The organism is Paenibacillus sp. FSL H7-0735 (assembly GCF_038008505.1).
GTDB lineage: Bacteria > Bacillota > Bacilli > Paenibacillales > Paenibacillaceae > Paenibacillus_AQ > Paenibacillus_AQ odorifer.
In genome coordinates this window covers 5646208-5658808 of sequence record NZ_JBBOZH010000001.1, presented here as the reverse complement: position 1 = coordinate 5658808, position 12601 = coordinate 5646208, and the positions used below count along the sequence as shown (strand labels likewise).

At 42.6% G+C, this 12601-nt stretch carries 15 protein-coding genes; 8 read left to right on the top strand and 7 right to left on the bottom strand.

The window, feature by feature from the left end; translation table 11 throughout:
- Nucleotides 1-176: 176 nt before the first annotated feature.
- Nucleotides 177-1298: a tRNA 2-thiouridine(34) synthase MnmA gene (gene mnmA / locus NSS82_RS25695; RefSeq protein WP_076105478.1), complete on the bottom strand. Its 1122-nt coding sequence runs from the start codon at nucleotides 1296-1298 to the stop codon at nucleotides 177-179.
- 294 nt (nucleotides 1299-1592) lie between these two features.
- On the opposite strand from mnmA, the gene cymR reads away from it, so the two are divergent.
- On the top strand, nucleotides 1593-2012 hold the full coding sequence (cymR, locus tag NSS82_RS25690) for a cysteine metabolism transcriptional regulator CymR (protein WP_036677599.1): 420 nt from the start codon (nucleotides 1593-1595) through the stop codon (nucleotides 2010-2012).
- 192 nt (nucleotides 2013-2204) lie between these two features.
- On the opposite strand, the gene NSS82_RS25685 is transcribed toward cymR, so the two are convergent.
- From NSS82_RS25685 to NSS82_RS25675, 3 genes are read right to left on the bottom strand one after another with little or no spacing between them, the layout of a single operon-like run.
- The gene (locus tag NSS82_RS25685; RefSeq protein WP_036677596.1) at nucleotides 2205-2660 is read right to left on the bottom strand and encodes a GNAT family N-acetyltransferase; all 456 of its coding nucleotides are present in this window, start codon (nucleotides 2658-2660) and stop codon (nucleotides 2205-2207) included.
- Nucleotides 2661-2702: 42 nt separating this feature from the next.
- Nucleotides 2703-3347, bottom strand: a complete 645-nt coding sequence (locus NSS82_RS25680; RefSeq protein ID WP_036677593.1) for a YczE/YyaS/YitT family protein — start codon at nucleotides 3345-3347, stop codon at nucleotides 2703-2705.
- Nucleotides 3344-3790 carry a GNAT family N-acetyltransferase gene (locus NSS82_RS25675; RefSeq protein ID WP_076272399.1) on the bottom strand — a complete coding sequence of 149 codons (447 nt, stop codon included), beginning with the start codon at nucleotides 3788-3790 and terminating at the stop codon, nucleotides 3344-3346. Before NSS82_RS25675 ends, NSS82_RS25680 begins: the two co-directional genes overlap by 4 nt.
- Before the next feature lie 128 nt (nucleotides 3791-3918).
- Between NSS82_RS25675 and NSS82_RS25670 the strand changes: the two genes are divergently transcribed.
- Nucleotides 3919-4371: a MarR family winged helix-turn-helix transcriptional regulator gene (locus NSS82_RS25670; RefSeq protein WP_076105880.1), complete on the top strand. Its 453-nt coding sequence runs from the start codon at nucleotides 3919-3921 to the stop codon at nucleotides 4369-4371.
- A gap of 166 nt (nucleotides 4372-4537) precedes the next feature.
- Here the strand turns inward: NSS82_RS25670 and NSS82_RS25665 are convergent, their stop codons facing one another.
- Complete coding sequence (locus NSS82_RS25665; protein WP_036677583.1) at nucleotides 4538-4981, bottom strand: carboxymuconolactone decarboxylase family protein; 444 nt, start codon at nucleotides 4979-4981, stop codon at nucleotides 4538-4540.
- 289 nt (nucleotides 4982-5270) lie between these two features.
- On the opposite strand from NSS82_RS25665, the gene NSS82_RS25660 reads away from it, so the two are divergent.
- A complete protein-coding gene (locus tag NSS82_RS25660; RefSeq protein WP_155288181.1) occupies nucleotides 5271-5420 on the top strand; it encodes a hypothetical protein in 150 nt (49 codons plus the stop codon).
- Between the two features lie 204 nt (nucleotides 5421-5624).
- Here NSS82_RS25660 and NSS82_RS25655 read toward each other — a convergent pair whose 3' ends face one another.
- Nucleotides 5625-6869, bottom strand: coding sequence for a sialidase family protein (locus tag NSS82_RS25655; protein ID WP_076272400.1), 1245 nt, complete (start codon nucleotides 6867-6869; stop codon nucleotides 5625-5627).
- A gap of 167 nt (nucleotides 6870-7036) precedes the next feature.
- Here NSS82_RS25655 and NSS82_RS25650 point away from each other — a divergent pair, with 167 nt between their 5' ends.
- The 3 genes from NSS82_RS25650 to NSS82_RS25640 all read left to right on the top strand — a co-directional run bounded on the left by NSS82_RS25650 (nucleotide 7037) and on the right by NSS82_RS25640 (nucleotide 9903).
- Nucleotides 7037-7411 carry a hypothetical protein gene (locus NSS82_RS25650; RefSeq protein ID WP_036677578.1) on the top strand — a complete coding sequence of 125 codons (375 nt, stop codon included), beginning with the start codon at nucleotides 7037-7039 and terminating at the stop codon, nucleotides 7409-7411.
- A gap of 159 nt (nucleotides 7412-7570) precedes the next feature.
- The gene (locus NSS82_RS25645; protein WP_076105882.1) at nucleotides 7571-8779 is read left to right on the top strand and encodes a glycosyltransferase family 2 protein; all 1209 of its coding nucleotides are present in this window, start codon (nucleotides 7571-7573) and stop codon (nucleotides 8777-8779) included.
- Between the two features lie 26 nt (nucleotides 8780-8805).
- The gene (locus tag NSS82_RS25640; protein ID WP_076272401.1) at nucleotides 8806-9903 is read left to right on the top strand and encodes a glycosyltransferase family 4 protein; all 1098 of its coding nucleotides are present in this window, start codon (nucleotides 8806-8808) and stop codon (nucleotides 9901-9903) included.
- 113 nt (nucleotides 9904-10016) lie between these two features.
- Here the strand turns inward: NSS82_RS25640 and NSS82_RS25635 are convergent, their stop codons facing one another.
- Nucleotides 10017-10685, bottom strand: a complete 669-nt coding sequence (locus tag NSS82_RS25635) for an SOS response-associated peptidase (protein WP_036677569.1) — start codon at nucleotides 10683-10685, stop codon at nucleotides 10017-10019.
- Between the two features lie 156 nt (nucleotides 10686-10841).
- Here NSS82_RS25635 and NSS82_RS25630 point away from each other — a divergent pair, with 156 nt between their 5' ends.
- Nucleotides 10842-11297 carry a DUF523 domain-containing protein gene (locus tag NSS82_RS25630; protein ID WP_036677566.1) on the top strand — a complete coding sequence of 152 codons (456 nt, stop codon included), beginning with the start codon at nucleotides 10842-10844 and terminating at the stop codon, nucleotides 11295-11297.
- Nucleotides 11298-11425: 128 nt separating this feature from the next.
- Nucleotides 11426-12577 carry a cysteine desulfurase family protein gene (locus tag NSS82_RS25625; RefSeq protein ID WP_038572963.1) on the top strand — a complete coding sequence of 384 codons (1152 nt, stop codon included), beginning with the start codon at nucleotides 11426-11428 and terminating at the stop codon, nucleotides 12575-12577.
- Nucleotides 12578-12601: the final 24 nt, after the last annotated feature.

Sequence of the window (12601 nt, the reverse complement as noted above, 5' to 3'; positions counted from 1 at the left end):
ATTGAGGTATAAGCTCAGTTTAACTGTACAATATACAACTAAAACCCAAAAAGAAATAAAAAAGCACGAAATAGCTGTATTAAATACAACTATTTCGTGCTTTTGGTATGTTAGTTAGATATTGTGAGTTACTACGATTACTTGTAGATAGGCTTTTATAGAAGCTTGGCTTACATTCACACTTGTGCTGAAGGAACAACCTTCTCCGCGTATTCTATCGTTCCGCCGCCGAGACATTGCTCGCCGAGATAGAAGACAACGGCTTGACCAGGTGTGATAGCTTTTTGTGGAACATCAAAGGCTACATTTATTGTTCCATCTTCACGCGCTGTAAGGGTCACGCCTTGATCTGGCTGGCGATACCGGAACTTGGCGGTGCATTTCAGCGGCTCTTGCCCAAGCTCTTGACCGTCAATCCAGTTAACACCGGAAGCAATCAGGCTAGTAGAGTACAGGCTATGGTGCTTGTCTCCTTGTACTACATAAAGAATGTTGCGGCTAAGGTCTTTCTCAGCTACAAACCACGGTTCGCCGTTGCCAGAGCCACCAATACCAAGGCCTTGGCGTTGGCCTAACGTGTAATACATAAGTCCGTCGTGGCGGCCTTTGATCTCTCCAGTTACTATGTCAACCATATCGCCAGCTTGTGCCGGGAGATATTGACTGAGGAATTCGCGGAAGTTGCGCTCGCCGATAAAGCAGACGCCTGTGCTATCTTTTTTCTTGGCAGTGTAAAGTCCTGCTTCTTCAGCAATTCTCCGCACTTCAGGTTTCGGCAGATGTCCAATAGGGAACATTGTTTTAGAGAGTTGATGTTGCCCCAGTGCATTCAGGAAATAGGTTTGATCCTTATTGTTGTCTACGCCGCGGAGCAGCTTGTACACACCATCTTCTTCTATAACACGTGCGTAATGTCCAGTTGCGACATAATCGGCACCAAGCTGAAGAGCTTTGTTCAAAAATTCTCCAAACTTAATCTCGCGGTTGCACATGACGTCAGGATTTGGCGTCCGGCCGGCCTTATATTCATCGAGAAAATAAGAAAATACCTTATCAAAGTATTCCTTCTCGAAATTAACGGTATAGTAAGGAATATCAATCTGCTCGCATACGCGGCGAACATCCTCTGCATCGCTTTCGGCCGTACATACTCCGAATTCGTCGGTATCGTCCCAGTTCTTCATGAAGATGCCGATGACGTCATAGCCCTGCTGCTTGAGCAGAAGCGCCGTGACGGAGGAATCGACCCCTCCGGACATGCCGACGACGACACGGGTGTCTTGTTTTGCTTTTGTCATCGTAATCACCATTTCTGTACCCAAAATACCGGTCATTCATGGAACACCCGGCTCAAAATGTATTATAACATACCTGTCTACTCTAAACCTCTGAAATAAGAGACTGGAAACAACAAAATGTCCACCTGGGGTGAACATTCTCGTAAAATGTTTCGTTTACCATTTCATTTGTGACTTCGGATATGATAACATAAACTGAGAGTAATTATCGGAATACCTTGATATGACAATCAAAATGACTTGCCGAATCAATAGTATACAATAATCAGACATTAAACTGAAAGAGGTGCCCCTTTGAAAATATCAACCAAAGGTCGTTACGGACTAACAATTATGATGGAGCTTGCACTGAAATTTGGTGAAGGACCAACTTCACTTAAGAGTATCGCTGAGAAAAATGGTCTTTCCGAGCATTATCTGGAGCAACTAATTGCTCCTTTGCGCAATGCAGGACTTGTAAAAAGTATTCGTGGAGCATATGGAGGATACATTTTGTCGCGTGAGGCGAACGCTATCACTGCCGGTGATATCATCCGTGTGCTGGAGGGCCCTATCTCTCCTGTAGACTTCACGGAAGAGGACGATGCAGCGAAACGGGATTTATGGTTGCGTATTCGTGACAGCATTGCCGATGTGCTGGATTCCACAACACTTTATGATTTGATTAACTACAAAGAAGAGAGTTTGGCTGACAATTACATGTTCTATATTTAGTCCTCGAATGAAAGATATTCCAAAAAAATAATGTGTCAACGTTTAGGCTCCCATTTGGGAGTCTTTTTTTATCTGCGATTCTATTTGTTCTTACGCTTATTAAAGAGCGCGATCCAGCAGCAAGAGGCTCCGATGAACGCTGCGAGAATCGGTATCCATTGATTAGTAGTCAAGTTAGCACCTCCATAGTGCTTATAATTCTTTCGTCATAAAAACACTATAGGGGTCTTCAATGTAATCTGCAAACGGACTACAGTATTCAAATCCATATTGTTCATATAATTTTCTAGCTGCTTCGAACCCTTCAGTGGATCCGGTTTCTAAGCTCAACCGCCGATAGCCTTGTTGCTTAGCTTCCTTAATGATATGGGCAAGCATTTTAGATGCAATGCCCTTCCTAAGATGCTTGGTAGAAGTACGCATGGATTTGATTTCACCATGATGGCTACCCAGGTCTTTAAGAGCACCGCAACCTAAGAGTTCGCCCTGCTCCCAGGCACTCCAGAAGGTGATTTCAGGTGTTTTTAATTTATCTAAATTCAACGCATGTACACTCTCTGGCGGGGATTGCTCAAACATGCTCTGCAGATGTTCACTGATCAATGCTATGATTTCGGTTCCGGTTAAGTTATCGATTCTAATCTCCATATTATTCACTCCCAATGATAAGATTATGGTTTGCTGTATATATCATATTTCTTTAGCGGAGTCCGCTGTTGTATGTTGTAGCAATCGGTCCAAGGCTTTCTGTATAAGTGGCATAAAGTAATTAAGAATTAAGCCGCCTAAACAAATGGTAAGTAGAGTGCCAATCCCAATAGGCCCATTGAAAATAATGGCGGCAAATAAGAAAACCAGATAAATGATTGTTCTAGTAAATAGTATACTAAGCCTAGTTATCGTTTGCAGTACTAATGTTAGTCGGTCCACTGGAATCGGTGCGAAATTTGCGTACAAATAAATGGATGTACCTAATCCAATTGCGATTAAGCCTAAACCATAAAAGGCGATTTTACTGATCCACAGATTAGGCTCGATCAGATTGTTTAACAAAAAAAGCCACATATCGATACCAATGCCTGCTATAAATGCAGTTACCAACCCTAATAATTCTGGTCTTTGCTTGGATAAACATGAATTACATCCAATCAATAGGCATGCGATCAGCACTTCCCAACTGCCTACTGTAAGACCGACATTTTGGGATAGACCGACTAAAAGTGCATCAAAAGGTGACGCTCCAAGATCGGAGATTATTGTTAGTGAAACGCCTAGGGTTAAGATGAAAATTCCGCAAGTGAAAATGGAAAACGTAGTTACACTAAACTTCTTCATTCTATTGAAGCAGAAAGATCTTTAATCATTAAAAGATGAGGGATGCCATCCTCCATAAATTCAGTAGATGAAGCCCGATAACCAAGTTTCTTATAGAACCCCTCTGCCTGAGTTTGCCCGTGCAATTTAACCTTTTGCTGCCCCTTTTCAACCACGATCTCTTCTAATGCAGAAATAATTTTTTTCCCAATTCCAAATTTACGATAAGGTTCTAGGATGCAAATACGCTCTAACTTACCTAATCCATCAAGAAAGCGGATCCTTCCTGTGGCAACTGGTTGCCCATCATAATAGGCGAGAACATGCTCACATTCTCCATTCAGCGTATCGAATTCATCAAATTCATCATTAAGGGGTACGCCTTGTTCCTCAACAAATACTTTTTTTCTTATTGAAAATGCAGCTTCAAGTTCCTCGATTAGTGTAATTCTTTTAAGATTCATTCTTGCTTACTCCATTCTGTATTTGTTTTTTTTAGGAAAAACGTCATAATGAATTAACGACAATTATAAGTATATATACAATCAATATTGTTGTAAATACAACAATATTGGAACTGGTAGGTGATTGAATGAAGGAGATACTTCGTGAAGTTGGAATGATAGCGAGGGCATTAGATTCCATAAGTAATATAGAGTTCAAGGAATTAGAGCTTACAAAGGGGCAGTATTTATATCTGGTCCGGATATATGAGAATCCAGGTATTATTCAAGAAAAGCTGTCGGAAATGATAAAGGTGGACCGAACAACAGCAGCGCGTGCGATTCAGAAACTTGAAATCCAAGGTTTTATTGAAAAGAAAGACGATGAAACGAACAAAAAAATAAAAAGGTTATTCACAACTGAAAAAGGTAAACAAGCCTATTCTTTTCTGAAGAGAGAAGGGGACCATACCGATTTGGTTGCGTTAGCAGGATTATCTGAAAAAGAAACGGAAGTATTGTTTCAACTCTTGCAAAGGGTTAGGAAAAATGTTGAGGTTGAGTGGGAATACGTAAAGAAGGGCAATAAAAGAGAGTACTAAAATCAGCAATTGTTATTGAACTAACCCAACGCGATCGCATGAAAAAATGCCTTGCTAGTGATTATACTGGCAGGGCATTTTAATGAGATAATTTATATATCAACGGAGCCGTGGAACGTACGGAGCGGAGAATAAAAAAACACCCTAAGGTGTTCTTTGAGGGTAATTATTGTTCTGCGGGTGTATTTCCCATTGCAATAGAAATTCTGTTCCAACTGTTGATTTGATTAATGACCAGTACAAGATCAATATATTGCTTCTCATCGTATTGTTCACGTACTCGTTTATATAGCTCATCAGGAACTCTTTTGGAAGGGATTAGCGTAATATGCTCAGATAGTTCGAGAGCAACCTTCTCTTCAGGTGTATAAAAAGTACATTCCTCCCAAACATTTAAACAATAAATTCGTTGTTCGGTTTCACCCATTTTACGAGCTTCGGATGTATGCATATCTATGCAGAAAGCACATCCGTTAATTTGAGAAACTCTGATTTTGATAAGTTCTCTTGTAGTCCGATTAATCGTAGATTTTTTGGTGTACATCTCCATATCCATCATGATTTTCATACCCTCAGGTGCAACTTCATTGTAGGCAACTCTTTGACTCATTTGGCAAGACTCCTTAGGCTTTAGTTTAGGAATAGTATAACTTTATTTTAACACTATTATTCTTTATGTGCGAACGTTTGTGCTTATTTACTTATGAGAAGGCAGAAATCACCCGATGACCTCTGCATTGGTATACATAATGTTCCAAATCTGGTATTCTAGTAAGAAGATTTTATACGGATGTTGTAAAATACATAGGAGCTCGTTATGAGACGTAGTTAACATAATAATACTCAAAATGAGGTGTTTTAAAATGGGCAAGAATTATCGTTGGAGGCACGAGAAAGGAATGGGAGTATTTCGAATGTTTGGTGTGATATTTATTTTTACTCTAATGCTTAAGGGCGTCACGTTATTGGTTCAGGGAATGGAGAGTCTGGTAAGAAATACATATGAATTTGGCTATGCTTTTGGATCTTTATTAGAGAAGGTTTTTTAACTGAAAAATCGAACATATGTAATATCAAAGCCCAGTATGCTATGGATCTTGTCAGAGTGGGAATCGGCGATGATGCGGATGCGAAAGCTCAGCGTAACAGCGTTCAAGTTCATGAAAATATTTTCTTTTTCATTACCTGCACTAAAAAGCCTATCGCCTAATCCCCGGCAATAGACTTTTTATGATGTTGGCAGCCAGCCCCAATCAAGTAATAACTACATCGGAATATCCCGCAAAAATAGTCTGTGTTCCCGGACTAGTATCTGTCCATACGCCGATATATCCTCCAGGCGGAACGGAAGTGATATCAATATAATCCCCTATCAAGGTTACAGGTCCTGTACCTCCAGCATTCGGATCGAAGGAAACGTTAGTTATTCTAGTGTTGGTAAATGTCTGTCCACCGTTAATGGATCGCGCAACATATACATCTAGCAAAAATCCGTTAACCTGATTGCTGTAATAGATCACATTTACTACGCCCGTCAAAGGGTCGACATCGATCGCAGGAAAAAAGTTCTGAGATCCCGCGGGTGCACCGGTAATACTAACGGGAGTGCTCCAAGTCATGCCCCTGTCGTTTGAAATGGACATGAATACATCAGAGTACCCTTGGCGGAAATCCTGCCAGATGGTATACACACGGTTGGTAAAGGGTCCGACTGATCGATCGGTTGAAATATTCGCAAATGTTAAGACCCGAAAAGCATAGCCGGGAACGGGCAGGACTATGGGCACAGGTACGATCGTGGACACAAGAACAGGGGCGCCAAACGTTGTTCCACCATCCAAAGAAGTTCTGATCACAAATCGGAATTCCGGATTTGTCGTAATCCATGCTCCATACACGCTGCCTATCAAATCCACAGCCACATCGGGACGTTCTACCTGATTAGCTTCACTGGAAAGCAGGATGGGAGTGTCCCATGTGGCTCCATTATCACGAGATCGACTAAGAAAAGCTGTCGAGTTACCTCCGTTAGCTACATTGAACTGATGATTGTAAGAAACATAGATATTTCCTAAATATGGGCTAGATTGTCCTACATCGATTGTGATATTTGTTTCGTCATTATTAATGTAGGTTCCATACCCGCTACTTACAATTACAGGGTTGCTGAAATTAGTACCATTGTTGGTGGAAATATAGAATATAGTTGTTCCGTCTGAAGCGCCTGGAAAAGCATGTGCAGAAATGGCAAATGTATTCGGAAAGGAGTACGCAACAGCAGGTGCTTCGGCCCCTGTAAATCCTGGAGGCAGAGGCAGTAAAGCTTGTGACCAGTTGGCACCGCCATCTAACGAGCGATACATCCCTATTAATGGAACTCCGGTTGTAGTGTCTACAGCTACAGCAATCATGATCCCGGGAATAAGCAGATTCACAGCAACATAGGGTTCAAACTTTGGTGGCAAACCTGTAGTGACCTGAAAATTGAAATTGGTCATTGTCACCTCTCCTTTTTCATCTTTAATCTATGTTATGAAAAAAGCGGGAAAGGAACTGTATACCTGTCTATTTGGCTATTATTCCACGTGTTAACCCCTCCTCTTGCCTCACAACTATAAGCTAGCTGTTGAATAAGTTGATAGAAACCAAGAGGAGGAGTGAGAAAATGCCTTATACAACAGGTCTTATTACGAATACGAGAGCAACTGGTACTGCAGCGAGTAATGTAGTGGTCAGTGTTCGTAACACAAGTAATGCGAGTGCAATGATGATTGTCGAAGTCTTCGGTGTTCCATATTCCTTGCCAGCTCTTACCCCGCTTTATGTCACAGGTTATTTCGTTCCTGCAAAGAGTTCTGATATTAGAGAGTTTTTCATTGGGGGGAATCTGGCTTACGAGGTGCAAATTAGTAGTCCTTATCCTTTGGCAGAAGTAGTCACCTCTGTTTATGGGCTGGATGAGTTCGGAAATCTAGTTACCGATCAGCGGGTGCTTCAATCTGAAATGACGGAGATTACCGCCCTTTCTATACCTGTATAATAGTAATATTTAGACCATTAAGCAGCAGTCGCTGAAAGAAATAGGGCGATTGCTGCTTTTTTAGGCGTAATAAAGTATTTTAAGGGCATTCACACAGTCAGATGGGAGGAATCAAAATATACTGATTTTATACTCCAATGTAGAGAGAGGTAAAAAATCATGGCGGATGTAGGAGTAGTTATGCCTGTGTATACCCAAAAGCCGGAGTTCTTACGGCAAGCTCTGCAGTCTGTTCTACACCAATCTTTTACCAATTTTCGGCTGGTTGTTGTGATCGATGGTGCACCAGAAATGGAACCGCTCGTGAGATCCATTATTGTCGAAGATCCAAGGGTAACGGTTATCTCTTACGTACAGAACAGGGGTATAGCACATGCACTGAATACCGGCTTTGATCTTTTGTATAGTGAGCCTAGTATTCAATATCTAAGTTGGGTTTCCAGCGACAATGTTTATGAACCCCGTTTCCTCGAAATCCTTCGGGGGGCGCTAGTTAGAGGTCCACAGGAGTTAGGCATCGTGTACAGTTCTTTTCAAAGCATCGATAACGAGGGAAGGTTTCTTCATAACGAACATCAATTAGCTACTCAGCGTAATTATCAGTCACAGCCTAAAGAGAGATTGCTGGATTACTCGCTTATTGGCGTTTCTTTTATGTACAAAGCACAGATTGCGAAGCTTGTTGGAGCTTATGGAATGGAACCGGTGGAGGATTATGATTACTGGCTGAGACTGGCTGAACATTGTGAAATTCGCTTTATACCGGTGGAACTGGTGAATTATCGTGTGGATTCTACCTTTAGTGTATCTGCCCAATTACATTCGGTTGAAAATCATCGTAGATGGAGATATGCCTATCATTTGACCCGCCATCAGGCACGGTTTCGCAGAGGAATTCCGGCGATGATTACCGTTCTATATCCTGTAGTGAATGCTTGTGCGGATGAAATAACGCGGATAGAGAATCTGTACGAACAAACGTATAGCAATTATGAATGCCGGGTGTTGGATTTATCAACTACGCGTCAGCCATCGGCTCTATTGGAAACCATACCTCATCCTGCGACAGCGTTCGCCTGGCTGCCTGGAGCTGTGGAGTCACACGCGATTTGCAGTGCTATAGAACAACTATCCACTCCATTCACGATAGTTTTAGGTCCAAAAGTTTTTATAGGAGCGCTCGATATTGAGTACATGCTGGAAGCTTTGGTAACTACGGGCGGGGATACGATTTCCAATTACTATACGGATGATCATAGCCTGATTGGATTTCGACACAGACATGTCCCATCGACCAAAGGCCACTATTATAATGAGCTGTTTCGCAGCGCAGATCTGTATGATTTGTTGAAGACCTCTTTTACCTAAAAATAATTTGCGAATGAGTGATCATAATGAAGATTTTGTTCACTTTTTATAACCCGAGTGGAGGTATGCAAACCCTGAACCGAGTTCGCTGCCAAGCGTTACATGCTCGCGGTGTAGAGTGCCATTTACTGTATACACACCATGGAAAAGGACAGCAGAATATCCGTAACATTCAAACGCATATTACCAATAGCGATGACGAGATCAGGGCAATGCTTGCTCGTGAAGCTTTTGACTTAATTGTAGTGTGTACGGATATTAACTTAGCAGAGCGGATTCGAGGGTTCGGGTATAAAGGGCCGCTTGTTTTTGAAGTGCAGGGTTTAGGCACCTTAGATGAAGCTGAGCAGGTCGTTAATAATTTTACAGAGCGCATTTACAGGCTCACCGATGCACTGCTGTATCCAGAAACAACCCATTTGCAGGCGCTTTTCAAAGGCGGATTTCCAACCATTCCACAATATTGTTTTGATGATCCGATCGATTGCGATCAGTTTGGATATACCAATTATCCCGCGAAAAGTTTCCCTATCCTCGGCTGGGTAGGACGCATTCAAACGAATAAGAATTGGCGGGAATTTCTGCAAATCGGGCAAAGGCTGCTGGCGATCCATCCCGAACTTTATTTATGGATTTTTCAGGATGATACTTTGTTTGATCCAGAGCAAAAAGAAAGCTTTGATCAATTTGTAGCTGAGACGGGGATTTCTTCACGGTTGATTTCGTATTCCAATATTCCTCATGAGCAAATGGCAGATTATATGAGTATTATTGGTGATTCGGGAGGTTTGCTCCTTTCTACCTCTATTTTGGAAGGGTTTGGATACGCGGTTGCTGAGGCGATGTTGTGCCGTTGTCCTGTACTTACTACAGATTCAGACGGCGTTCGAAGACTCGTCATTAACAATCACACTGGAAAAATATACACTAGAGGGCAGCTGGATGAAGCTGTGGTTGCTGCTCTATCCTTAATGAATGATCCAGAACTACGGGCCAGAATCAGGATGAATGGAGAATGGCATATCCGGACTAACATATCCTCTGAGCTGTATGCAGACAGATTTCTACAGATGTATCATCAATTGATGGGACGCAGAATTCATATTGAGCGGCGCTGGTCTTAACTCTGCGGTTAATCCGCAGGGTTAAGATGTTTTTTCATGGATAAACAACGAGGTCAGAATTAGTGTCAATAAAAGGGTGATAATCATTCCTACCATTTGAATAATATTGTTTTCTATATCTCATTGATTAATTCCTTCGTATTATTCCGAACATTTCCCACTGCAGTAGAAACCGGGTAGGCTCTCATTTGATGCTGATCATAGGGTTTAAGAAGCTTTATTAACGAAGTTGCGTCCTGATTGTCCCGGCTCAGCCATTCTGGCTCATCCTCAGGCTTCAAAATAACTGGCATACGGTTATGGATTTCAGCCATAAGTTCATTTGGGGTAGTCGTTATAATCGTGCAGGTACTTAATTTATTACCTTCAGGGTCCATCCAAATATCATACAATCCGGCCATTGAAAAAATACCCCCATCGCGCATCACGATTCGCATGGGTTGTTTGCTATTGCCCTGAACCTTCCATTCATAGAAGCCATCAGATGGAATGATGCAGCGGCGGGAGCTTACTAATCGCTTGAAAGAAGGCTTCTCAAGGAGTGACTCTGCCCGGGCATTGATCATTTTACTGCCGATTTTGTCATCTTTGGCCCATGAAGGAACCAGACCCCAGCGCAGTTCCCCAAGTTTATTGCTGGATCCTGTGTTAATGACTGCCGGAATTTGCTGCATGGGTGCTGCGTTATATGTTGGAGCATAGTGGATAATGGTTGAATCATTCGCAAAATATCTGACCATCAGCTCTTCCATGGTGACGGTTATCGTATATCGTCCGCACATTTTATACACTTCCCATTCGGTCGTTTTTGAGGCTGGATTTGTTTACAGCTTGTAATCAGCATGTTATGCTCGAAATATTTCTTAGCTTGAACGGCTGTTAAGGGTTGTATCTTATTATAAACGAAGCACAATGAATGAAGAAAGCGGTGCATATAGGTGATTTTGGTAAGCTCTTGTTTAGCTGGTATGAAGGTAAGATATAATGGCACGGATTGTTTGGATGAGAAAATTCAGAAGCTTTTGAATGAGAATCAAGCTATTGCTGTGTGTCCGGAATTATTAGGGGGATTCTCTACGCCTAGAGAGCCAGCTGAAATTGTCGGCGGGGATGGTGAGGCTGTGCTTGCAGGAACGGCTAAAGTAGTGGACCGATCGGGCATAGATGTAACAGAATTATATTTAAAAGGGGCTTATATTACGCTTGAGAAAGCTCAAGAAGTTTCAGCTACGATGGTAGTCCTCAAGGAAAACAGTCCTTCTTGCGGCAGCACCATGATTTATAACGGAGAGTTCAAAGGGAAGAAGATCGCTGGGAACGGCGTGACTGCAGCTTTACTTAGAAAAAACGGCATAGAAGTTACCTCTGAAGAGAATTGGCTGTCATTACCTTAGCCTGTGCAGGGAATTGATTACAATATTGTGTTCTTTAGTTTGTGGAAAACTAACTTCTCGCGCGGTATAATTTAATAGTTCTTAAAAACGAACTGTTTTCCTATACCCTAGAAGTGGAGAAATGAATGATGAAAACCATCTATTTGGACCACGCCGCATCAACCCCGGTTCATCCGGAGGTGGCCAAGGTCATGCTGAATATAATGACAGAACAATATGGAAATGCGTCCAGTGTACATCAGTTCGGACGTTCAGCCAAGAAAATATTAAATGGGGCGCGCGATACTATCGCCGCCTTTTTAGGCTGCTCGCCGGAAGAGTGGGTGTTCACTGGCGGCGGAACCGAAAGTGACAATCTAGCACTCTATGGAGCTGTCGCTGCTGTTGCCCAGAAAGGCAATCATATTATCACCTCTGCGATAGAGCATCATGCAGTGCTACATACCTGCGAAGAGCTGGAGAAGGAAGGCTTTAAGGTTACTTATCTTCCTGTGGATTCTACAGGCCGAGTATCCGTTGCAGATGTAGAAGCAGCGGTGCAGGAAGACACAGTGCTAATCAGTGTAATGTATGCCAACAATGAGGTAGGAACCGTTCAGCCGATTCAGGAAATTGGCCAGTTTGCCAGAGAGCGGGGTATTCTGTTCCATGTTGATGCTGTACAAGCTCTTGGTGCCTTACCGATCACACTGCGGGAGCTTCCGGTAGATTACATGAGCTTTACAGCTCACAAAATCAATGGACCTGGGGGGATCGGTGGCCTTTATGTGCGGAGTGGAGCACCGCTGCATCCAAGACTCCACGGTGGCCTTCAGGAGCGCGGCAGACGAGCCGGAACAGAAAATTTAGCAGGTACTGCTGGATTTGCCAAGGCTGTTGAAATAGCAGTTACAGGTCTATCAGAACGTCGACAAAAAGTGCAGCTCCTGCGCAATAGACTACTTGAAGAGCTGGATGCGCTGATTGGACGGGAAAGTTATTCAATTAACGGCAATACCGAGCATTTTTTGCCTAGTATACTGAATTTGAGCTTCCCGGGAGCTAGAACAGATGTTATGCTGATGAACCTGGATATGGACGGGATTGCGGCAGCAAGCGGTTCAGCCTGCACGTCAGGATCACTGGAAATATCCCATGTTCTGAGAGCAATGGAGCTTCCAGAAAATATTTTAGGGTCAGCGATTCGATTTAGCATGGGTTTGGGTAATACTACTGAAGAAATTGAGTACGTTGCTCGAAAAGTTGAAACCATTCTGAATCGGCTGCGTATCAGAGACTAGTTACTTCTAGGCTATGGTAGGTAT